Genomic DNA, 22,615 nt, shown 5'->3' with positions numbered 1-22,615 from the left:
CAGATGTCGGACCTGAGCGACCCACACCAGACGATCGCCATCGTCGGCATGGCGGCGCTGATGCCCGGTGCCCCCGACCTGGACGCCTACTGGCGCAACCTGGTCGACGGCGTCGACGCCATCACCGACGTGCCGGCGCACCGCTGGGACGAGGAGTTCTACGATCCCGACCAGGCGCACCGCCCCGACCGGATGTACTGCCGGCGTGGTGGGTTCGTCGACGACCACGCGAGCTTCGAGCCACTGCGCTTCGGCATCATGCCGACCTCGATCGGTGACATCGAGCCGGACCAGCTGATCACCCTGCAGGTCGCGGCCGCCGCCATCGACGACGCCGGTGGCCAGGACCGGCTGCCGGACCGGGACCGGATCGGCGTCCTGCTCGGCCGGGGCGGGATCCTGAGCCCGGCCCAGGCGCGCTACGCCCAGCGGGTCCGGATGTCCAGCCAGGTCATCGGCATCCTCAAGGAGCTGATCCCGGATCTGCCGCCGGAGAGCCTCGACCGGGTCCGGCGCAAGTTCGACGAACGACTCGGCCCGCAGCAGCCCGAAGGCACGATCGGGCTGGTGCCCAACCTCGCCGCCTCCCGGGTGGCGAACCGGTTGAACCTGCGCGGTCCGTCGTACACCATCGACGCCGCATGTGCCTCGTCGCTGATCGCGGTCGACCAGGGCATGACCGAACTGCGGGCCGGCCGGTTGGACGCGGTGCTCGCCGGTGGGGTGCACCACGTGCACGACATCAGCTTCTGGTCGGTGTTCAGCCAGCTCCGGGCCTTGTCCCGGCAGGGTGAGATCCGTCCGTTCGACTCATCGGCGGACGGCCTGCTGATCGGCGAGGGCACCGGGATCGTGGTGCTGAAACGACTGGCCGACGCGCTGGACGCCGGTGACCGGGTGTACGCAGTCATCCGTGGCAGCGGCGTGTCCAGCGACGGCCGGTCGGCGAGCATGTTCAACCCGGCGAGCAGCGGACAGTCGCTGGCCATCCGACGGGCCTGGCAGGCCGCCGGCCTGGATCCGACCGCGCCGGACGCGCTCGGCCTGCTGGAGGCGCACGGCACCGGCACGCCGACCGGGGATGCCGCCGAACTGGTCACCGTCGCCGAGGTGTTCGGTGGCTACCAGGGCGGGCCACGGCCGGTGATCGGCTCGGTCAAGTCGATGATCGGGCACACCATGCCGGCGGCCGGGATCGCCGGCCTGATCAAGGCGACCCTCGCCGTGCACCGCGGCGTCCTGCCGCCCACCCTGCACTGCGGGCAGCCCCGGGAGGAAATGGCCGCGACCCGGTTCGCACCGATCGCCGCCGCCCAGCCGTGGGAGAGCGACGGACCACGCCGGGCCGGGGTCAACGCGTTCGGCTTCGGTGGGATCAACGCACACCTGATCATCGAACAGCCGCCGTCCGCCCCGTCCGCCTGGGCGGCCGTGCCGAACGGCGCGGCCGGGCAGCCGGCCCGCTCGGCCAGCGTCGAGGTCGAGGAACCGGACCAGGTGCTGTGGCTTGCCGCCGACGAACCGGCCGGCCTCGCCGCGCTGCTGGACCGCGACGATTCGCTGGTACGGCGCGAGGGTGCCGCGTTCGCTGACGGCCCGCAGGCCCACGCCGCGCCGCCGTGCCGGATCGGTGTGGTCGATCCGACCGACAAGCGGCTGGCCACCGCCCGGCGCGCGGTGAGTCGGGGGGAGCCCTGGCGGGGTGCCCGGGACATCTGGTTCACCACGGCTCCGCTGCTGACCGCCGGCGGGAAGCTGGCGTTCGTCTTCCCCGGGCTGGAGGCCGAGTTCACGCCGCGTACCAAGGATCTGGCCGCGCACTTCGGGCTGGCGGACCGGGAGTGGTCCGCCGCCGACCTGGGCCGGCACGGTGCCGGCTTGATCGAGGTGGGCAGGTTTCTCGACGAGGTGCTCGGCCGGATCGGCATCCGCCCGGACGCGGTCGCCGGGCACAGCATCGGTGAGTGGTCCGCCGCGGCGGTGACCGGGCAGGTCAGCACCACCGACATGGACGGTTTCCTGAAGCTGTTCGACGCCGACTCAGTGGCGGTCTCCGGCTACGTCTTCGCCGCCGTCGGTGCCGGCGCCGACCAGGTGACGCCGGTGCTCGACAACTATCCCGGAGTCGTCCTGTCCCACGACAACGCGCCCGCGCAGTCGGTGGTCAACGGCCCGGAGGAGCAGGTCGACCGGCTAGTCGACGAACTGCGTCGGCGTAACGTGCTGTGCCAGAAGTTGCCGTTCCGGTCGGCCTTCCACACCCCGGCGTTCGCCGACGGTTTGCGGTCGATCGGCGTCGCCCTGCAGTCCTGGCGGGTGCACCCGACCACGGTCCCGGTCTGGTCGGCGACCCTGGCGGCCCCGTTCCCCGCCGACGAGCAGGAGGTCAACCAGATCTTCGTCCGGCACATGATGGAACCGGTCTGGTTTCGACAGTTGACCGCCGCGATGTACGACGCCGGTTTCCGGGTCTTCCTGCAGGTCGGCGCAGGACAGCTGGCATCGTTGGTCAGCGACAACCTGCGGGGTCGGGAACACCTCGCCATGCCGGTCAACGTGGGTCACCGTACCGGTCTCGACCAGTTGCGCCGAGTCGCCACCGCGCTGTGGGTGGAGGGCGCGGCACCGGACCTGCGGGCGCTGCGGCCACCCGCTGCGGCCGCCGCACCGGCCGCCCCGGCACCGGCCGCCCCGGCGGCACCACCGCGCCGGGGGCCGAAGATCCAGCTGGACCTGGGTGGACCGTTGGTGCGCCTCGGGCCGGGTGCCGACACCCTGCTCGGTCTGGCCGACCTGCCGTCGCACCGGCCGTCCGGTCCGCCGGTCGTCGAGGCCCAACCGTCGGCCACCGCCGCCGCGGCGCAGGACGCACCCGCGTCGCCGGCTGCACCCCGGCCACCGGCCGCCACCGAATCGCCGGCAGAATCCGAGCCGTCGGCCGTCGCCCAGCCGCCGGCAGAATCCGAGCCGTCGGACGGTTCGCTCACCGCGTTGCACCGGCTCGCCGGCCGGTCCAAGGCCGCCGCCGAACTCGCCGCGCTGCTGCGGGACACCGCGGACGGCGCGGTGACCGTGCTGGACGCCGCCACCCGACCCGCAGGCCCGGCCCCGGTGTCCCCGGCCCCGGTGTCCCCGGCCCCGACAGCCCGGCCGGTCACCGTACCGGCCGCAATCGGGCTGACCACGTCGGCGCCGGCGCCGACGTCGAAGACCGTCCCGCCGCCGCGCACCGAGATCGCCCGGACCACGTTGCGGGTCTCCGTGCAGACCATGCCGTACCTGCTCGACCACTGCTTCTTCGTGCAGCCGGACGACTGGCCGAACCCGGAGGACCGGTGGCCGGTGGTGCCGGCGACGACCGTCGTCCAACACATGATGGACGCGGTCGCGCAGGCCGTCCCCGGTCTGCGGGTGATCGGCGTGCGCGACGCCCGGTTCAACCGGTGGACCATCGCGGCGCCGGCGCAGGACGTCGAGATCGTCGTCCGGTCAGCCGGTCCGGACTCGTACGCGGTGAACTTCGGTAGCTTCGCCCGGGCGACGGTCGACGTGGCCACCGACTATCCGGCCCCGGTGAGCGAACCGTGGACCCACGACCCGGCGACCGAGACGCCGCCCCGGATCAGCGCCGAGGAGATGTACGCGGAGCGGCTGATGTTCCACGGTCCCCAGTTCCACGGGGTGACCACGGTGCACGCCCTCGGCGAGATGCACGTACGCGGGGTGGTCACCGCGCCCGTTCCGCCGGGTGCCCTGCTGGACAATGCCCTGCAGCTGATCGGGAACTGGCTCATCACCACCCAGCCGATGCGTACCGTGGCGCTGCCGGTGGGTCTCGGCCACGTCCGGTTCTTCGGCCCGCCGCCCGCGCCCGGCACAGCGTTCGAGTGCGTCGCCCGGGTCCGGTCGATCGACGACGCTCAACTGGTCGCGGACACCCAGCTGTCCGTCGGCGGCCGGGTCTGGGCGCAGATCGACGGCGCGGTCGACCGTCGGTTCGACAGCCATCCGCAGGCGCGGCCGGCTGAACGGTTCCCGGAACGTCACCCGATGTCGATCCGTCAGCCGGAAGGTTGGACCGCGGTGTTCGACTGCTGGACCGATCTGGTCACCCAGTCGATGGCCGCCCGGGGCATCCTCGGCACCGCCGCGTCCACCGACTACGAGCGGCAGCCGGGGAAGACCCGCAAGCAGTGGCTGCTCGGTCGGATCGCGGCGAAGGACGCGGTCAGGTTCCGGCAGTGGGACGCCGGGCACACCGACGTGTACCCGATCGAGCTGACCATCGCCAACGACCCGAACGGTCGGCCGCGGGTCGACCTGCGGCCCGGCCGGGACCTGCGGGAGTGCGACCTGTCCCTGGCACATGCCGCCGAGGCCGCCGTGGCGATCGCCGGCCCGGGCCGGTCGACGCCGGACGGTCCCGGAGTCGGTATCGACATCGTCGAGGTCACCGACCGGCCGGACAGCACGGTCGACTACGCCCTGTCCGGTGCGGAGGTCGCGTTGCTCGACCAAATCAGCGCCGGCAGTGACCGGTGGTTCTGGTTCGCCTGTTTCTGGGCGGCCAAGGAGGCCGCCGGCAAGGCAGAGGGGACCGGGCTGGACGGAGCGCCCCGCCGGCTACGGGTGGTCGCCGTTGACGCCGGCACCCTGCTGGTCGAGGTCCCGTCGGGTAGGTCCTACCGGGTCACTTGCCGGAGCCTGGAGAACCCGCCCGACCTGCCGCAGCGGCGCTACGTCGTTGGCTGGACCTGGGGTCCGGAACCCGCCCGCTAAGCCCCGAATCCGGCCCGGTCGACCTGCCGAGAAAAGCCGATCGACGTCCTGACAAGGAGACCCGCATCATGCCCGCCGACCACGACACCATCCTGACGGAGATCTCGCAGATGCTGCGCGCGGTGCTGCCCGGCATCGATCCGGACGAGGAGATCACGATGGACACCAGCTTCCGTGACGACCTGGAGATGGAGAGCATCGACGTCATCTCGCTTGCCGGGCGGCTGCAGGCCCGGTACGGCGACTCGGTCAATTTTGCCCAGTTCGTCGCAGGGCTCGACGTGGACTCGCTGCGCGCGCTGCGGGTCGGCGAACTGGTCGAGCACATCTCCGCCGCGCTGGACAGCCCGCCGGCCAGCGTGGCGCAGGTGGCCGGCCAGTGACGATGCTCCAGGTCAACGGCCTGGTGACGCATGTCCAGGAACTCCCACCGGTGGCCGCCGAGTCGGCCGGCGGGGGAGTGGCCACCGCTGCGGGTACCGGCCCAGGCGGCGAGCCGGCCGCCGGCCCGGCGGCCGAGTCTTCGGCCGACCGGCCGGTCGCGGTTCTGGTCCACGGTATCGGGCCGGACAGCCTGGCCAGCTGGTACCTCAGCCTGGCGCATCCACTGGCCGACGTCGGGTTCCGGGTGATCATGTACGACCTGCGGGGCCACGGACGGACCGAGCGGCCGCCGACCGGATACCGGATGGAGGACCTGGTCGACGACCTGGCCGCGCTGCTGGACCGGCTCGGCGTCGACGTACCGGTGCATCTGCTGGGCAACTCGCTGGGCGGTTCCATCGCCTTCGGGTACGCGGCCCGGCATCCGGACCGGGTCGCCTCGCTGGTCGCGGTGGAGTCGGCACCGGCCACCGCCCAGTGGCTCGCCCGGGTGGGCCGTCAACTGGTCCGGGCCGCGCAGCCGGACGGCGACGGTGATTCGCTGTTGGCCACCCGTGGCGGTGAGCGGGGCGCCCGGTATACCGCGGCGGTCCGCCGGCTCGTCGCCACCACCACCGCCGGCCGGGACCTGCCAGCCAGCACACCCGCTGACCCGGCTGCGATACGGGCGATCACCTGCCCAGTGCTCGGCGTCTTCGGTGGTGACTCGTCCGCCGCCGATCTGGCACCGGCGCTGGTGGAACTGCTGCCGCAGACCGAGCTGGTGGTCGTCCCCGGGCACCGGCACGCGGTGCTGGTCACCGCCCGCGACCAGGTCCGGCACCAGGTGTTGCCCTGGCTCGCCCGCCAACTCGCCGACACCGGTCAGCCCGCCCTGCGCGGCTGACGTCGTCGATTTCACCAGGAGGTTTCGATGCAGTTCGAGGCGCCCGGACGGGCGATCATCATCAGCAGCGGGCGGTGTGGTTCCACCCTGCTGTCCGACCTGATCGTCGAGGAGCCGGCGACCCTGTCCGTCCAGGAGTTCTTCATGGCCACCCCGTCGTGGGCGAAGGCCAGCGAGCCGATCACCGGGGCGGCGTACTGGCAGGTGCTGAGCAGCCCGAAGCCGGAGCTTGCCACCCTGTTCGCCATCGGCCTGCCGCCGAAGGAGGTGCGTTACCCGGCGGACGGCAGATGGGCCGGTAACCTGACCGAGCTGCCGCAGTTGCTGGCGATCACCCTGCCGAAGCTCACCGACGACCCGGACGGCCTGTTCGACCAGCTCGCCGGGCAGGTGCCGAGCTTTCCCGAGCAGCCCTTCGTCGACCATCACCGGATGTTCCTGGACCTGCTCACCCGGTCGACCGGCAAGCAACGCTGGGTGGAGCGGTCCGGCGGGTCCAGCCAGATCGCCCCGCATCTGCTGCGGTCGTTCCCGGACACCCGGATCGTCTATCTGACCCGCAACTGGGCGGACACCGCGCGGTCGATGAGCCGGCACTCGTCGTTCCAGCTCATCCAGCTGCGGCTGGAGTTCGTTTCCCGATGCGGCGTGGACCCGTTCCGGATGGGCCCGGACCAGCAGGTGCCGGCGGAGCTCGAGCACCTGCTGCCCGGCCGGATCACCGCCGACCTGTTGCGCGAGCGGGGCGAGGACAGCACCCGCTACCTCGGGCTCTGCGCGTTCATGGCGGCGCAGGCGGAGCAGGCGCTCGCCGACAATCCGCCGGCGCACCTGCTCACCATGACCTATGAGGACCTGGTCGCCGACCCGGAGCCGCAGCTGACCCGGCTCGGTGAGTTCCTGGAGTTCGACGACCCGTCCGGCTGGGCCCTACAGGTCGCCGGCCGGGTGGGCAAGGGTGGCGCGGTACGGCAGACCGCCGCCGTGTGACCCGGAGCCATCCCGCACCAGCAAACCACAGTAGAGGGAGAGAGTGTTTGATGCGTAGGTTGCGCCCATCCGCGAGCCGGCCGGTCGCCGCCGCCGTGCTCGCCGGGCTGCTTCTGGCTGCCGGTCCGGCCGCCGCCGCACCGGTGGCCGGTACCGAATCGGCAGCCACCACCGACGGCAGGCACGGTGGACACCACGGCGGGACCCGCTACCAGAGCACCCTGTTGGCCAAGGCACCGGCCGACGAGTGTTTCGTCGACATCGGTGTCGACTACCCGGCCGGGCCGCCGTGTGAGGCCGGCCAGCCCAAGGTCAACCAGTCGTACGTCTGGGGGCTCACCCGGTACAAGCACCGGCTGTGGTTCGGCACCGGCGCCAACATCAACTGTATGACCAGCGGCAACAATCTGCGCAACACGGAGCCGACACGCAACGACGACTGGGTTTGCGAGTACGGTCAGAGCGAGATTGCCCGCCGCAACCCGCAGTTGCCACCGACCCTCGGCGACCACCGCACTCCCCGGCTCTACACGTATGACACGAAGAGCCGACAGATGATCGAGCGCACCGATGCGGTCCGCGCCGCCTCGGCGGACGACGCGAACCGGCTGACCACCACCGCCGGTATCCGGGCGGCCGGTAACCACCGCGGCGTAGTGCTGCTCGGCGGTCCCGCGCTCGGTGCCACGCTCAACCTGTTTGCGTTCGACGCTGACACGGGTGCCTTCCTCGGCTCGCGCAACTTCACCGAGTACGGCAACATCCGGCATTTCCTAGTCGCCGACGGCGAGCTCTACACCGGCGTCGGGGTGGGCCCCAATGGCGGTGAACGCGGCCTCGTGCTGCGCTGGACAGGCAGCAAGTCGGACCCGTTCAGTTTCCTGCCGGTGGCGAACCTGCCGGCGCAGGCGGTGGACCTGACGGTCCACCAGGGTCGAGTTTTCGTTACCACCTGGGTCGGTGTGGAGGCCGACGTTGCCACTACGGCCGGTCCGGCGTCACCCTCCGCGGACATCGCCGACATGCCGACGGCTGACGATCCGAGCCCGCCGAACGTCGCCGGGGTCTGGATGAGCCCGAAACTGTCCGACAACGGGCCGGGCCTGGACAGCCGCGACGCCGACGGGTGGACCCGGGTATGGAGCGTGCTGGAGTACGAGCCGGATCCGGTCGTCGCCCGTACCTACGGGCTGGGCGGGCTCGCGTCCTACGGTGGCTACCTCTACTGGGGGACCATGCACGTGCCCTTCAAGGCGACGACGGTGCACCTGGCGGCGTACCCGCCGGCCGACGAGCAGGGGGTCCGGGACTCGGTACGCAACACCCAGCGCGCCATTGGCATCTTCCGGGGCAGCTTCGGCCACGGCCATCATCACGGCCACGGCCAGCGTGGTGGCGGCCACGGCGACCGCGTCGACCTGCTCTACGGTGCCAGTGAGCTACCGGCCTACGACCCGGCGGCCGGCGTCTGGGCCAGCACGTCGACCGGGTACACCCCGCTGTACGGGGCGTCCGGGTTCGACAACCCGACGCTCAACTACACCTGGAAGATGGTCGTCGCCGGTGGCCGGCTCTACGTCGGCACGATGGACTGGAGCTACCTGGCGAAGGAGCTGCAGCAGGAGGAGCCGGTGCCGCCGGCCGATGCCGCCCGCAGTGGTGACGACGACGATGAGGAAGAGGACCTGGCCTTCGGTGCCGACCTCTGGGTCTTCGAGTCGCCGCACCGGTCGGCCAAGAAGGTGGACAACGCCGGGCTCGGGAACTACCTCAATTACGGCGTCCGTAGCATGGTGGTGGACGGGTCCACGGTATACCTCGGTATGGCCAACCCGATGAATCTGCGGACAGATCCAACAGATGACGTCCCTGAGGGCGGCTGGGAGTTGATCAAATTGACTCCGAAACACCACCACCACTAAGAGAAGCAGGTGAGCGATGTCGCGGTTCCGGCGCCGGTCGGCGGTTCTGATTGTCACGGGAGTCCTCGGGGCACTCGTCGCAGGCTGCACGTCGGCGCCGGACCCGGCACCGCCGACATCGGGCACCACCCCGCCGGCCACGGACGGCGGGGTGGTCGCTCCGGTCGACACCCCGCCGGTCGGCTCGTCGGCCGGGTCGATCACCGTCGACGGCTACGAGCGGACCTACCGGGTGTACCGCCCGGCCGGGGTCGCCGAGACGACGCCGGTGCCGGTCGTCGTCATGCTGCACGGTCTGCTCGGCAGCGGCCGGCAGGCCGAATCCTGGTACGGCTGGAACGCCGTCGCCGACCAGCACGGCTTCGTCGTGGTCTACCCGGACTCCCGTAACCGGGCCTGGGCGGTGACCGAGGAGTGCTGCGGTGCTTCGGCGCGCGACGGTGTCGACGACGTGGGGTTCGTCCTCACCCTGGTGGAGTCGCTCGGGCAGCGGCTCTCCTTCGACCCCGACCGTCACTACCTCGTCGGCATGTCCAACGGCGGTATGCTCGCCTACCGGATCGCCTGCGACAGTTCGACGTTCGCTGCGGTGACCGGGGTGGCGACGACCATGCTCGGCGACTGCCCGGCCCCGGAGCCGATCTCCGTGCTGCACATCCACGGCACCGCCGACGAGACGATCCCGTACACCGGCGGCCCGGGTCGCCGCGACGGCACCGGTAACGGCCGGGTGCCGGACAAGGCGGACGGCCCCGCTGCGCCGGACCTGGTCGGCCGGTGGCGGCAGGTCGACGAGTGCGGTGCCGCGCGGACCGCCACTGAGGGGAGTGTCACCACCTCGGTGGCGGACTGCGCCGCGGGTCGCGGCGTCACCCTCATCACCATCGACGGTGCCGGGCACCAGTGGCCCGGCTCCGAGACGACCGCCGCAGGCCGGCTGCTCGGCCTGGACCCGCCCGCCACCGAACTGGACGCCACCGCGACCAGCTGGCAGTTCTTCGCCGCGCATCCCAGACCCGCCTGAGCAGGAGAGCAGATGTCCAGTACCGGCACCCACCCGTTGGTCGACGGTCCGGCCGCCGACGCGGCATCGGCCGCCCCGGCACCGGCCGCCCCGCCCGGCTCCGGTCCGGCGGTCGAGGTCGTCGACCTGGTCAAGCGGTACCCGGGCCAGGAGCGCAACGCAATCGACTCGCTGTCGTTCGCGGTCCGACCCGGTGAGGTCTTCGGTCTGCTCGGACCCAACGGTGCCGGCAAGTCGACCACGGTGGGCGTGCTCACCACGACGATCCGGGCCAGCTCGGGCACGGCGCGGGTGGACGGCGTCGACGTCGTCCGGCACCCGGTGGCGGCCCGGACCCGGTTCGCCGTGGTGCCGCAGTACAACAACCTCGACCGGTCGTTGACTCCCCGGCAGAACCTGCTCAGCCACGCCGCGTACCACGGGGTGCCCCGGGCCGAGCGGCGCCGCCGGGCCGACCGGCTACTGACCGAGTTCGGCCTGGACAAGCAGGCCGACTCGCGGGTCGACTTCTTCTCCGGCGGCATGTCCCAGCGCCTGATGATCGCCCGCGCGCTGATGCACGACCCCCGGGTGGTCTTCCTCGACGAACCGACCAACGGGCTGGAGCCGCAGGCCCGGCTGCTGATCCGCACCCGGATCCGGCAGTTGCGCGAGCGTGGGGTGACCGTCGTGCTGACCAGCCACGAGATGACCGAGGTGGCGGAGCTGGCCGACCGGGTGGCGATCGTCGACCACGGCCGGCTGCTCACCCTGGACACCCCGGCGAACCTGGTACGCGGGGTGGCCGGCCGGGCGGTGCTGGATCTGTCCCTGCGCCCCGGGCCGGGTGACGGGGCGACGGATCTGCTCGCCGCGCTCACCGCGCTCGACGGTGTCCGTAGCGGGGAGGTCACCGCCGGCGGTGCCGGGGCCCCCGGGCCGGCGGGTCGCGGCGGTCCAGGGCCGGCCGGGCTGGCCGCCGATCCGCGGATCGCGGCCCGGATCGCCGCCGCCAGGTCCGATCCCCGGAAGGCCGCGAAGCTCGCCGCGGCCCGCAACGATCCACGGTTCGCCGCGCTGTTCGCCGCCGCACCGGCCGCCGCGGCCGACGGACCGGCGGGCGAGATCCGGCTGCGGCTACACCTCGACGCCGACCCCGCCGCCGTGCTCGGCCCGGCGTTGACGGTGCTGACCGGCCGCGCGGCCCAGCTGACCGACGTGCACATCGGCAAGCCCGGCCTGGAGGACATCTTCCTGAGCCTGACCGGTAAGGAGATCCGTTGAGCCTGGCCGAGGTCACCCCCGTACCGTCGTCGGACGCCACCGCACCGTCGGCACCGGCCGCGCCACCGCGACCACCGGTGGCGCGGGCCTTCGGCGCGATCCTGTGGCGGGACCTGTTCGTCGCCGGCAAGGACATCTGGTTCGTCCTCGCGCAGGTGCTGATGACCCCGCTGTTCATGCTGTTCATCTTCACCCAGGTGCTGACCATGCAGGGCATCGTCGGCGCCGGGTTCGCCGACATCCTGCTGCCCGGTACGGTCGCCCTCGCCACCTTCACCACCGCGCTGCAGAGTGTGGCGGTGCCACTGGTCAAGGAGTTCGGCTTCACCCGGGAGATCGAGGACCGGCTGCTGTCGCCGCTACCGACGGCGCTGGTGGCGGTCGGCAAGCTGATGGTCGCCACGCTCCGTGGCCTGTTCGCGGCGGCCGTGGTCTACCCGCTCGGCGCGCTGGTCGTCGGGTCCGCACCGGGCGGCTGGTCGGCGCTGCCGCTGTCGCTGGTGGTGGTGCTGCTGGCCGGCTGGGTCGGCGCGGCCCTGGGCATGACCCTGGCGACGGTGCTGCCGTTGCAGCGCATCCAGGCCACCTTCTCGCTGTTCGTCACCCCGATCATCTGGACCGGGTGCGTGCACTATCCGTGGCAGCGGCTGGCCGAGATGCCATGGTTCCAGGTGGCCACCGCGGCGAACCCGATGACGTACGCCGCAGAAGCACTCCGCGCGGCGATGGCGCCACACGTCACCCACCTGCCGATCGGTCTGTGCCTGCTGGTGCTGTCGGGGGTCGCGGCGGCGGCGACCGCCGCCGCGTTGCGGGCCTTCGCCCGGCGGGCGGTGCGGTGACGTCGCGCCACGCCGTGCGGTGACGTCACCGCACGGTCGGCGGCCGCCCGCCCGCCGGCCCGCGCGGTCAGTCGATCCGGTAGACCCGCCGGGCGGTGTCGGCGAAGACCGCCTGCTGATGCGGTCCGGGCAAGCCGGCGCAGGCGGCCCGGACCACCCCGAGCCAGCGACGGTAACCGGTGGCCAGGGTGGCCACCGGCCAGTCCCCGCCGAACAGGCACCGGTCCGGCCCAAATTGGCGTAGCGCGTGGTCGAGGTAGGGCAGCAGGTCGTGACCGAGCCAGCCGCGGGACGACTCGGTGGCCAGCCCGGAGAGCTTGCAGACCACGTTCGGCAACTGCGCGATGCGGGCCAGGTCGTCGCGCCATGGCTCGGTGTCGCCGACGGCCACCGGTGGTTTTCCGAGATGGTCCAGGACGAAGGTGACCTCCGGCACCCGGGCCGCCAGTGCAGTCACCTCGGGCAGTTGGTGGTGCCGCACGCAGAGGTCGAAGCTGAGCCCGGCATCGCCCAGCAGCCGGACTCCGGCGACGAAGTCGTCGGTGGCGGTGAAGCCGTCGGCCTCGTCCTGAAGGTTGCGGCGCACCCCGGTGACCAAGCGGTGGCGGCGTAGCGCGGCGATCCTTGCGCTGGCGTCGGCGCCCCGCTCCAGCGGCACATGGGCCACCACCGCCCGGATCATCGGCCATCCGGCGGAGAGCTGTTCGACCCAGTCGACCTCGGCGTCGGCGTCCGCGTCGGCCCGGCCGGCCTCGACGAACACCACCGCTTCGAGGTGGAATCCGCCCGATCCGAGCCCGGCGGTGGCGGTCGAGAGGTCCGCTGGCAGGTAGCTGCGCCGTAGCCGGGGGACCTGCGCCAGCCACGGGTAGTCGAGTAGTCGTGGGTCCCACAGGTGCAGATGGGAGTCGATGACCGTGACCGGCGGGTCACCAGACTGGTCGATCATTGTCGATGGCACGCGGCTCCCGTCCGACGGTCGGTGGACAGGTCCATCCTGTCGCAGCCGGACCTACGGCGAAAGAGCTGTCGGTCCGGCTGCCGTGGCGCGCTACGGCAGCCGGCCAGCGCTACGGCAGCCGGACCGCGTCCCGGTCGAGAGGTCAGCCAGGCTTTGACCCGACTGATCCAGATTTACCGCCTCAACCGACGATTTATCAAGTTACCGTCGGTTGACGTGCTGGGCGGGAGGCGGCCATGACGGAGCAGACCACGACGGTGGGTACGCCACCGACGGCCCCGCCGCGCCCGGTGGCGCTGGGGACCGACGGCGCCACCCCTGGCCCGGTCCGCCCGGCGGTCCCGGGCAACTCGCTGACCCGGCTGCTGCGGACCACCGACGCCAAGCAGATCGGCCTGTTGTACCTCGGCACGTCCTTCGGCTATTTCATAGCGGGCGGCGTCATGGCCCTGCTGATGCGTGCCGAGTTGGCCCGGCCCGGCATGCAGCTTCTCTCGCCGGAGCAGTACAACCAGCTGTTCACCATGCACGGCACGATCATGATGCTGCTGTTCGCCACCCCGCTGGTGTTCGGGTTCGCCAACTATCTGGTGCCGTTGCAGATCGGTGCCCCGGACGTGTCGTTCCCCCGGCTCAACGCGCTGGCGTACTGGCTCTATCTGCTCGGTGGGCTGCTGGTCATGGGGGGATTCCTGACGCCCGGCGGTGCTCCCGACTTCGGCTGGTTCGCCTACACCCCGTTGAGCCGGATGGAGCACACTCCGGGCATCGGCGCCAACATGTGGATCGTCGGCCTGGTCGTCTCCGGCCTCGGTACCATCCTCGGCTCGGTCAACCTGATCGCCACCATCATCACCCTGCGCGCACCAGGTATGACCATGTTCCGGATGCCGATCTTCACCTGGAACATCCTGATCACCGCACTGCTGGTGGTCCTGGTGTTCCCGCTGCTGGCGGCGGCGCTGCTGGCGCTGCTGGCGGACCGGCTGCTCGGCGCGCACGTGTACGCGCCACAGACCGGCGGCCCGATGCTGTGGCAGCATCTGTTCTGGTTCTTCGGCCATCCCGAGGTGTACATCGTCGCGCTGCCGTTCTTCGGCATCATCAGCGAGGTCATTCCGGTTTTCGCCCGCAAGCCGATCTTCGGCTACAAGGGCCTGGTGGCCGCGACGATCGCGATCGCCGCGCTGTCGATGAGCGTGTGGGCGCACCACATGTACGGCACCGGCCAGGTGCTGCTGCCGTTCTTCGCCATGCTCAGCTTCCTGATCGCGGTGCCCACCGGGATCAAGTTCTTCAACTGGCTCGGCACCATGTGGAAGGGGCAGTTGACCTTCGATACGCCGATGCTGTTCGCGGTCGGCTTCCTGGTGACCTTCCTGCTCGGCGGGCTGACCGGGGTGCTGCTGGCCAGTCCACCGGTCGACTTCCACGTCACCGACAGCTACTTCGTCGTGGCCCACTTCCACTACGTGCTGTTCGGTACGATCGTTTTCGCGGCGTTCGCCGGCATCTATTTCTGGTTCCCGAAGATGACCGGCCGACTGCTCGACGAAGCGCTCGGCAAGGCGCACTTCTGGACAATGTTCATCGGCTTCCATGCCACCTTTCTGGTCCAGCACTGGCTCGGCAACGAGGGCTTTCCCCGCCGGTACGCCGACTATCTGCCGACCGACGGGTTCACCGTCCTGAACACCATCGCCACCATCGGATCGTTCATCCTCGGGGCGTCCACGCTGTTCTTCATCTGGAACGTGTGGAAGTCGTACCGGTTCGGCGAGCAGGTGAGCGTGCACGACCCATGGGGGTTCGGCAACTCGCTGGAGTGGGCAACCACCTGCCCGCCGCCGTTGCGCAACTTCGACCGGTTGCCCCGGATCAGGTCCGAACGCCCGGCCTTCGAGGCCAAGTACGGCCTGTTCGTCGCGGACCTCGGTCGGGACCTGCCGCAGCGGGACACCGAGCCGCCGCAGCACCTCGTCGACGAACTGCACCGTGACCCGGCCGCCCACCGGATCGTCCCGCGCGGTCCGGCGCAGGGGCCGACCGACGTCGCCACTTTCGTGCCGGACCCGGTGTCCGGTGCCCGGGCCGTCCAGGTGCCCCGGCCGGAACAGGTCCGTCGGCCCAGTTTCGAGCAGACCACCGAACCGGAGAACACCCTCGGCGCGCAACGTGGTCCGCAGGAACGACGGTGGCGGCTTCCATCGGCGGACGAGGGCGACGACTCCTGATCGACTCCGCTGTACCGCGACGCCCGGCGGTCGCCGGGTGGCTGCTGCCGTACCGGTTCCTGGTGGGTTAGCCTCCGATCCCTGGTCGCCATGACTGCCGTGGAACCGCCGAGGAGGCGTAGACATGTTCGAGGAAGTCGCGGGAATCCCCGCCCATCCACTGCTGCTGCACGCGGCGGTGGTCTTCGTCCCGCTGCTGGCGCTGCTGGCGGTCGGGTACGCCCTGGTCCCGCTCATCCGGGCGCACACCCGGTGGGTGCTGGCCGTGCTGGCCGTCGTCACGCCGATCGCCGCGCTGGTCACCAAGCTGTCCGGCGACGCGTTCCTCAACCGGATGGACACGGCCGGTCGGATCACCGAGAGCTTCCGGCCGGTGATCGAGGAGCACGAACAGTTGGGGAACCTGACGCTGCTCGCGTCGATCGTGCTGGCGCTGGCCACCCTGGCCCTGGTGTACCTGGTCGGCCCCCGGGTCGCCGCCGCCGCGCACAGCGCGACCGCCGGCGGTGCGCGCGGCAACGGGATGCTGGTCCTGGTCGTGAAGGGTCTGGTCGTCGTCGCGGCCGGGGTAAGCCTCTACTTCGTGGTGCGGGCCGGCGACTCGGGGGCAAAAGCCGTCTGGACCGGCTACTGATCGTCACGAAATGCTGGTTGGCTGCGTCGGTCGTCACGGTGTCCGGATGCCGACTTGAAATTCCGGCCCGGCCAGTGAACCCTTCGCACCGAATCGCCGTTGGTGGGGATATGGGCACCGGGGCGTACCACGCCGGTGGCCATTCGGTGACGGAGGAAAAGTGACGGTAAGTGCACGTAGTGAAGCTGTTCGGTCGGTACATGCGCCGAGCATCGGGCTGCTCGCCCAGATCGCGGTCCTGCTGATCCTGGCGGCGACCAGTGGCCTCGGCGTGGCCGGTTGGTCGGCCGGCCTGGCCTACGGACTGGCGACCTGGGCGCTGCTCACCCGGGCGATGCAGCAGCCCGAGGTGACCGGCTGGGGTCCGGCGGACAGCGTCACCCTGGCCCGGGGGACCCTGGTCGGCGCGGTGACCGCGCTGGTGGCCGACTCGTTCGTCGGCCCGGCCCCGGTCGCGCTGCTGGTGGTCCTGGCCGCGGTGGCCCTGCTGCTCGACGGCATCGACGGGCAGGTGGCCCGCCGTACCGGCACCTGTTCGCGGCTCGGCGCCCGGTTCGACATGGAGACCGACTCGGCGTTGGTCCTGGTGCTCAGCGTGTTCGTGGCCGCGTCGGTCGGCTGGTGGGTGCTGGCGATCGGGGTGTTCCGCTACGTGTTCGGCGCCGCCGCCCGGTTGCTGCCCTGGCTGCGGGCGCCGTTGCCGCCCCGGTTCAGCCGCAAGACGGTGGCCGCCACCCAGGGTGCCGTGCTGGTGCTCGCCGCCGCCGGGATCGCGTCGCCGGTGCTGGTCACCGCGTTGGTCGCCGGCGTGCTGGCCGCGTTGCTCTGGTCGTTCGGCAGGGATGTGCACTGGCTGTGGCGCGGCCGCGAACCGCAGGTCGACCGGTGGCGGGCGGAGCTAGCCGGCTGATCCGCCCGGCAGCACCGCGTAGACGTCGCCGGAGTTGGCCGCGTGTGGCAGCGCCCGCAGATGATCGGCCATCTCCGCACCCGACACCCACCGGCCGAAGGTCAGCCGTTGGCTCTCACCCAGCGCGACGTCGAACCGGTAGTCGCCGAGCCCGGCCAACCGCCGCAGGCAGCGCAGCGCCGTGTCCCGCTGGATGGTGGTGAACTCGAAGGACAGCGCCGGCAGCGGCCCGGACAGTCCGGCGAGTACGGTTTCCTCGAACCCCTCGACGTCGATCTTGACGAACGCCGGTCGGCCGTACTCGGCGACCAGTTGGTCGAGAGTCGTCGCCGGCACCTCGATCTCGCCGTCCCAGACCTGGTCCGACCAGCCGTCGGCACCGTCGGCGGCGCCGACGAAATCGGCCGACGCGGTGGAGACCGTGGGGTTGGCCGAGTTGATGTACATCCGTACCGGGCCGGCGGTGTCACCGCACGCCGCCGGCAGCACGGTCACCGCCGGATCGTCGGCGTAGACGAGCCGCACCGCGCGGGCGCACAACGGCTGCGGCTCCACCGCCACCACCCGTGCGCCCAACCGCCGGAAGCTGCCCACCCGGTCGCCGACGTGCGCGCCGATGTCGAACACCAGATCGTCCGGCGCGACGAAGCGCCGGTAGAGCAGGTCCATCGCGGCGTCCCGGCCCGGATCGCCGTAGTAGAACTCCAGTGACCGGCGCAGCCCGGCGAGCTGCGGATCGGCGGCCAGCACCCGGGACGGCACCGCGGTGCGTGGCTGGTCAGCGGCGGTCACCGGTCGATGGTACGCCGCCGGTGGCTTGCCTGACGGTGAACGCCGCCCGGGTCAGGAACGCCAACTGGGCGCGCTTGTCGGCCAACGTCAGCTCCACGTCGAACTCGAAGCCCAGTCGCTTCCAGCGGCGCAGCGCCCGGTCGTTGCGTACGTCCGGCTCGATGACGATCCGTCGCCGGCCCGGATCGGCGAACAGGTAGCGGGTGAACGCGGCCGCCACCGCGCCGGTGAACCCGGCGACCGGCCGCCGGGCCGGAGCGAGGAACAGATGGATCCCGATGTCACCGTCGCGTACCGGGTAGTGCTCGCCGAGCGGGTCCTCGGCCGGCAGGTAGGTCTGGAAGATGCCGACCGGCTCGTCGTCGACGGTCATCAGGTACGCGTGGTGCGAGTCCAGACCGTCGAGGAACCGGTAGACATCGCCCACCTGCTCCCGGGTGTGCCCGGTCATTCCCCAGAACCGGGCCCGTGGCTCGGTGACCCAGCCGTACAGCAGGTCGAGATCCTCGGTGGGGTCCAGCACCAGCAGGCTGAACCGGCCGATGCCGGGCAGTTGCTCGACGTACACGCTCGGCCGTGCCGTCCCGCCAGGGCCGGAGGTCCACTGCACCGGGGAGACCGGGACCAGTTGGCCGGCCGTCCAGCGGGGCAACTGGTCGGCGAAATGCCGGTCACCGGGCCGTCCCGAGGCGCCGAACGGCACCACCCAGCGGCTCGCCGCCGGGTCGGCGAGGTCCCACACGTAGCGGGCCACCGGCCCGCGCCAGCACACGTCGGAAACACCGGGCACGCTGGAGGTGGCCAGGACGCTGCCGGTGTCGCCGTCGAGCGGGACCGGTCCGCCCAGCGCGTCGGTGGCCGGGTCGGCGGCGCCGGGTAGCACCCGTACCGGGTGCAGCAGGTGCCGGTCGCCCCACCGACCCGGCGGCGGCCCGTCGGCCACCTCGACCAGCGCGGCCACCGCGCAGCGGCCCGGGTCGCCACCCAGCCGGGGCAGCCCGTCGATCAGCCGGTCCAGCGCCAGCCCGATCCGACCCACCGGGTCGGTCCACGGGGCGAACAGTTCGTCGAAGCCGGGTTCGGCGTGCAGTGGTCGCAGGCAGGGCTCGGCGGACAGCCGGTGGACCAGCGCGGCCCGCCAGGCGGCGAACAGACCGGCGTCGGCGCTGTCGGCCGCCATCCGGCCGTCCCAGCCGAGCAGTTTCTCGCGTAGCTGCCGGACCGGCCCGGGCTGGTCGGTCAGGTCCAGGCCGCGCAGCAACCGGCGCAGCCCGGCCGTCGGCACCAGGGTGTCCATGTGCACCGACTCGGGTGCGGCCCCGCTGTCGAGCAGCTGGCGGATCCGCCGGGCCCGGTGTGGTGGGGCGAAGTCGACGCCGAGGTCAGCGGTGTCGCCGCCGCGCCGGTCGTTGGCGTTGACCACCAGATCGGACACCTCGGCGGCGGGCAGGGCGGTGTAGCCGGGTCGCCAGGTGTACCGGGGTGCCCAGCCGGGCACCGGCACCTGCCGGCACCGGTCGTCGCGCACCGGCACCCGGCCAGCGACCAGCCGGCGCACCGCGCCGGAGCGGTCGGCGACCAGCACACTGTTGACCGGCTCCACCCAGTGCCGCAGTGCCCGTTCGACGTCGCCGACCCGGCGGGCGCGCAGCAGCGGAAGCAGCGCGTCGAAGCCCAGCGCCCCGCCGACCCGGCTCGGCGTACGCAGGCTGATCGCCTCACCAGTGCGCCGGTCGACGTCGATCACCGGCCCGCGCGGGGTCTCGATCACCTCGACCGGCACCGGGTCGGCGTCGCGTACCTCGATCAGCTCGGTGTGCGCCGGCACCGGGGCCCAGCCGTCGGCCTGACGGACCAGGACCTGCCCGTCGACCCGGCGCAGCTGTTCGCGGTACAGGTCCTGGTAGTCGGCCATGGCGTTGGTGATCGCCCAGGCGACCTCGCCGGCGTGGCCGAAGTGCGGCAGCCCCGGTACGCCGGGGAAGGCGAACCCGAAGACGTCGAACTCGGGGCAGGTCAGCTGCACCTGCTGGTAGACGTTGGGCAGCTCCAGGATCCGGTGCGGGTCGCCGGCGATGACCGGGGAGCCGGTGCCGCTGTGCCGTCCGGTCACCGCCCAGGCGTTGCTGCCCGACGACGCGGGCGGTTCCATGGCGAACAGGTCGACCGCGGCCGGGCCGAGGGTGGCGGTGACGTGCGCCCGCCACAGCTTGCTGCCGAAGGTGCCGAACAGCACGTGCTGCACCAGGAACACGCCGAGCGGGGTCCACGGCTGCCAGCTGCCGGCGGTGGTGCCGGTGGCGGCGAACTCGGGTGCCGCGCCGGCGCCCTCGGCGAGACCGTGGTTGACGCCGTCGACGTACGCGCCCACCCAGCGGCGGGTCGCCGGGTCCAGCCGGTGAAAGCAGCGTTCGGCGGTGTCGTCGAGCCGGACCCGGCGGGCGAACCGGTCCCAGCCGACCTCGGCCGGGCCGAGCCGGCTGGCCAGCGCGCCCTCCGAGCGCCACCGTTCGACCTCGATCTGCCAGGCCCGGTCGGTGGCGGCGGTGTGCCCCTGCAGGTAGGCGAGGTCGTCGACGTCGGCCGCCCACAGGTGCGGTACGCCGTACCCGTCCCGGTGCACCCGCCCGGACCGGCCGACGGCGTACCGGGCCGTCACGGGGCCGGGGCCGCGACGGCGGCGATCGGGTTGTCCTGCACCCCGACGAAGATCAACGACCCGGCCTGGTCGGTCAGGTCGACCATCTGCAGCGTGTTGCGCAGCTGCAACCGGTTCAGGCAGGAGTGCCGGAAGGTGGGCGCGAAGAGGTCCAACCGGTCCCGCAGCTGCGGGTGGTCGCCGCCGTGTTGACGGACGCACGCGGCGACCAGCTGCCAGAACCGGTCCGCCGGCAGCACGTCGTCGGCGTCCAGGATCGCCGCCAGGAAGCGCAGGAAACCGTCGAAGACGTCGGTGAAGACGGCCAGCACCCGGAAATCGTCGTCGACCGGCATTCGGATCCGCTCGACCGTGGCCGGCAGCTCCCGGTCGTGCATGGCGACGACCTCCTCGCCGATGTCCTTCATGAACACCCGGACCGGTACGTGATCCTCCAGCACGAGGATCAGGTTCTCCCCGTGCGGCATGAACGCCAGGTCGTGGCCGAGCAGGCAGTGCAGCAGCGGGCGCAGGTAGGCCCGCAGGTAGCGGGCCAGCCAGTCGGCGGCCGGCAGGCCGGACGCCGCGATCAGCGCGGTGGCCAGGTGCGCGCCGTCGCGGTCGCGGTGCAGCAGGCTGGCCATGGTGGCCAGCCGCTGCCCGGGCGCGATCCGAGGCGCCGGGCTTTCCCGCCACAACGCGGCGAGCATCCGCTGGTACGCCGAGACCGGTGCCCCACTGCGGTGGTACGCGTCGCCGGTGTAGCCGACCGACGCCAGTTCCCGTAGCACCTCGAACCCGCAGTCGCGCAGCGTGTCGTCGGCGGCGACCAGGTCGGCGACCCAGTCGTTGATCGGCGGGGTGGCCCGCATGTACGCCGGCGACAGCCCGCGCATGAAGCCCATGTTCTGGATGGACAGCGCGGTCTTGACGTAGTGCCGGTGCGGCGCGTCGAGGTTGAAGAAGGTACGGATCGACTGTTGCGCCCGGTACCGGTCCGGGCCGGTGCCGACCGGGACGATGGCCCGGGACGCCACGTCGGCGGCGAAGGTGATGCCGACCTTGTGTTCCCACTGCCACGGGTGCACCGGCAGATACCGGTAGCCGCTCGGGTCGAGGCCGAGGTCGCACAGCCGGTCGGCGAACCGGTGCAGCGTGTCTGCGCCCAACTCGGCCAGGTAGTGCGTCTGCTCGTCGACGCCCCGCCCGGCGGTGAAGGTGCTCAGGTCCCGGCGGACCGCCAGCCAGACCAGCCGTACCGGGGCGCCGGCCTCTGGCGCGTAGGCCGCGTGGTCGGTCAGGCCGAAGCCGATCCGGCCGTTGTTGGCGACGAACAGCGGGTGCCCCTCGGTCATCGCCGACTCGATGGTCTGGAAGTCGGCGTGCACCAGGTCGGCGGCGCGTTCCCGCCGGTGGTGGTACTTCCAGGCGGCACCGGCCAGGGTGGCGCTGATCTCCTCCAGGTAGGTGCCGAGCAGCTTCGCCGGGATGCCCAGCGTCTCCCGCAGCTCGACGACCAGGTCGAGGGCGTCCAGCTCCGCCGGGCCGCCGTCGACCTCGCGGGTCAGCGACGCGGCGTCGATCAGCCAGTGGTCGAGGGCGTACCGGCGGGCCCGGAACCGGTACGCGACCCGGTCGCCGGTCGTCAGCCGGTAACCGTCGCCGCCGGGACCGGGCGGGAGCGTGCCGTCGGGTCGGGGCTGGATCAGCCGTTCGTGGCTGAACTCGGCGATGGCCTTGGCGACCAGCTGGCGGTGGGCGGCCGCGATCGGGCCCGGCGCGAGGTGGGCGGGGGGCGTCATCGGGCTCTCCACAGCGGATCCGCCGGCACCGCCCAGCCGGCTGGCACTGAACGCGGACCGGGAACAGAAGCTGAGCCGGGCCTGCTTGTCGGACAGTTGGATCAGCCGGTCGACGACGAAGCCGGCCTCGGCGTTCTTCGCGGCGATCGCCTCGTTGCGGACGTCGGGTTCGACGACGACCCGGTGGTGCGCCGGGTCGGCGAAGACGAAGGTCATCACCGTCCGCATCACCGCCGACGTCACCCCGTGCCGGGGCTCGCCGCCCGGCGGCGCGACCAGCACGTGCATCCCGACGTCACCGGGCTGTACGGGGTAGTGGTCGGCGAGTTCGCTGTGCGCGGGTTCGTAGGTCTCGGTGAGGAACAGCGGTACGCCGTCGAGCCGGCCGAGCCACGCGTGATGGTGCGGGTTGGCGTCGATGCGCTGGTACTCGCGCCGTACGGTGTCGAGGTCGGCGTCGGGCATCCCCCAGAACACCGACCGGGGGTGGGTGATCCAGGCGTGCAGCAGGTCGGCGTGACCGGCGACGTCGAGCGGTTCGACGGTCATCCGGC

The 22,615-nt window shown here is 71.8% G+C and carries 15 protein-coding genes and 1 pseudogene; 11 read left to right on the top strand and 5 right to left on the bottom strand.

The genetic code is table 11. The features are described 5' to 3' along the window. The first annotated feature begins 3 nt into the window (after window positions 1–3). From EDC02_RS13620 to EDC02_RS13585, 8 genes are all read left to right on the top strand, one after another. Window positions 4–4,779: a type I polyketide synthase gene (locus tag EDC02_RS13620; protein WP_148083450.1), complete on the top strand. Its 4,776-nt coding sequence runs from the start codon at window positions 4–6 to the stop codon at window positions 4,777–4,779. A 68-nt stretch (window positions 4,780–4,847) separates the two neighbouring features. Then, complete coding sequence (locus EDC02_RS13615; RefSeq protein ID WP_123602275.1) at window positions 4,848–5,162, top strand: acyl carrier protein; 315 nt, start codon at window positions 4,848–4,850, stop codon at window positions 5,160–5,162. Window positions 5,163–5,164: 2 nt separating this feature from the next. Further along, window positions 5,165–6,049 (top strand): alpha/beta fold hydrolase, encoded by an 885-nt coding sequence (locus tag EDC02_RS13610; protein WP_233606392.1) that lies wholly within the window; start codon window positions 5,165–5,167, stop codon window positions 6,047–6,049. A 27-nt stretch (window positions 6,050–6,076) separates the two neighbouring features. Further along, complete coding sequence (locus EDC02_RS13605; protein ID WP_123602273.1) at window positions 6,077–7,039, top strand: sulfotransferase domain-containing protein; 963 nt, start codon at window positions 6,077–6,079, stop codon at window positions 7,037–7,039. 50 nt (window positions 7,040–7,089) lie between these two features. Then, window positions 7,090–8,961, top strand: a complete 1,872-nt coding sequence (locus EDC02_RS13600) for a hypothetical protein (protein WP_123602272.1) — start codon at window positions 7,090–7,092, stop codon at window positions 8,959–8,961. 16 nt (window positions 8,962–8,977) lie between these two features. Then, on the top strand, window positions 8,978–9,985 hold the full coding sequence (locus EDC02_RS13595; protein WP_123602271.1) for a PHB depolymerase family esterase: 1,008 nt from the start codon (window positions 8,978–8,980) through the stop codon (window positions 9,983–9,985). A gap of 12 nt (window positions 9,986–9,997) precedes the next feature. After that, window positions 9,998–11,248, top strand: coding sequence for an ABC transporter ATP-binding protein (locus EDC02_RS13590; protein WP_123602270.1), 1,251 nt, complete (start codon window positions 9,998–10,000; stop codon window positions 11,246–11,248). After that, a complete protein-coding gene (locus EDC02_RS13585; protein ID WP_233605903.1) occupies window positions 11,245–12,090 on the top strand; it encodes an ABC transporter permease in 846 nt (281 codons plus the stop codon). The genes EDC02_RS13590 and EDC02_RS13585 overlap by 4 nt, the downstream gene beginning before the upstream one ends. A 67-nt stretch (window positions 12,091–12,157) precedes the next feature. On the opposite strand, the gene EDC02_RS13580 is transcribed toward EDC02_RS13585, so the two are convergent. Continuing rightward, window positions 12,158–13,051 carry an amidohydrolase gene (locus EDC02_RS13580; protein WP_148083449.1) on the bottom strand — a complete coding sequence of 298 codons (894 nt, stop codon included), beginning with the start codon at window positions 13,049–13,051 and terminating at the stop codon, window positions 12,158–12,160. A 236-nt stretch (window positions 13,052–13,287) separates the two neighbouring features. Between EDC02_RS13580 and ctaD the strand changes: the two genes are divergently transcribed. From ctaD to EDC02_RS13565, 3 genes are all read left to right on the top strand, one after another. Then, window positions 13,288–15,285 carry a cytochrome c oxidase subunit I gene (gene ctaD / locus EDC02_RS13575; RefSeq protein ID WP_123602268.1) on the top strand — a complete coding sequence of 666 codons (1,998 nt, stop codon included), beginning with the start codon at window positions 13,288–13,290 and terminating at the stop codon, window positions 15,283–15,285. Window positions 15,286–15,409: 124 nt separating this feature from the next. After that, a complete protein-coding gene (locus tag EDC02_RS13570; protein WP_123602267.1) occupies window positions 15,410–15,919 on the top strand; it encodes a hypothetical protein in 510 nt (169 codons plus the stop codon). A gap of 160 nt (window positions 15,920–16,079) precedes the next feature. Further along, a complete protein-coding gene (locus EDC02_RS13565; RefSeq protein WP_123602266.1) occupies window positions 16,080–16,829 on the top strand; it encodes a CDP-alcohol phosphatidyltransferase family protein in 750 nt (249 codons plus the stop codon). Here the strand turns inward: EDC02_RS13565 and EDC02_RS13560 are convergent. The 4 genes and pseudogenes from EDC02_RS13560 to EDC02_RS13550 form a co-directional block, all read right to left on the bottom strand. After that, window positions 16,818–17,621, bottom strand: a complete 804-nt coding sequence (locus EDC02_RS13560) for an FkbM family methyltransferase (protein ID WP_370461447.1) — start codon at window positions 17,619–17,621, stop codon at window positions 16,818–16,820. The genes EDC02_RS13565 and EDC02_RS13560 overlap by 12 nt on opposite strands. Then, entirely contained in the window at window positions 17,608–18,189 is a 582-nt protein-coding gene (locus EDC02_RS41600) for a GNAT family N-acetyltransferase (RefSeq protein WP_233606390.1), read from the bottom strand. The genes EDC02_RS13560 and EDC02_RS41600 overlap by 14 nt, the downstream gene beginning before the upstream one ends. Window positions 18,190–18,237: 48 nt before the next feature. Continuing rightward, window positions 18,238–20,244, bottom strand: a pseudogene (locus EDC02_RS13555) (penicillin acylase family protein); the annotation flags it as partial. 32 nt (window positions 20,245–20,276) lie between these two features. Further along, complete coding sequence (locus tag EDC02_RS13550) at window positions 20,277–22,610, bottom strand: GNAT family N-acetyltransferase (protein WP_123604757.1); 2,334 nt, start codon at window positions 22,608–22,610, stop codon at window positions 20,277–20,279. Window positions 22,611–22,615 lie beyond the last annotated feature (5 nt).

Source organism: Micromonospora sp. Llam0, from assembly GCF_003751085.1.
Lineage (GTDB): Bacteria > Actinomycetota > Actinomycetes > Mycobacteriales > Micromonosporaceae > Micromonospora_E.
This window is presented reverse-complemented; position numbering and strand designations above follow the sequence as displayed.

Coding starts and splice junctions, on each gene's coding strand:
- EDC02_RS13605 (WP_123602273.1), top strand. CDS start 6,077: ATGCAGTTCGAGGCGCCCGGACGGGCGATCATCATCAGCAGCGGGCGG.
- EDC02_RS13550 (WP_123604757.1), bottom strand. CDS start 22,610: ATGACCGTCGAACCGCTCGACGTCGCCGGTCACGCCGACCTGCTGCAC.
- ctaD (WP_123602268.1), top strand. CDS start 13,288: ATGACGGAGCAGACCACGACGGTGGGTACGCCACCGACGGCCCCGCCG.
- EDC02_RS13615 (WP_123602275.1), top strand. CDS start 4,848: ATGCCCGCCGACCACGACACCATCCTGACGGAGATCTCGCAGATGCTG.
- EDC02_RS13610 (WP_233606392.1), top strand. CDS start 5,165: ATGCTCCAGGTCAACGGCCTGGTGACGCATGTCCAGGAACTCCCACCG.
- EDC02_RS13590 (WP_123602270.1), top strand. CDS start 9,998: ATGTCCAGTACCGGCACCCACCCGTTGGTCGACGGTCCGGCCGCCGAC.
- EDC02_RS13595 (WP_123602271.1), top strand. CDS start 8,978: ATGTCGCGGTTCCGGCGCCGGTCGGCGGTTCTGATTGTCACGGGAGTC.
- EDC02_RS13620 (WP_148083450.1), top strand. CDS start 4: ATGTCGGACCTGAGCGACCCACACCAGACGATCGCCATCGTCGGCATG.
- EDC02_RS13600 (WP_123602272.1), top strand. CDS start 7,090: ATGCGTAGGTTGCGCCCATCCGCGAGCCGGCCGGTCGCCGCCGCCGTG.
- EDC02_RS13570 (WP_123602267.1), top strand. CDS start 15,410: ATGTTCGAGGAAGTCGCGGGAATCCCCGCCCATCCACTGCTGCTGCAC.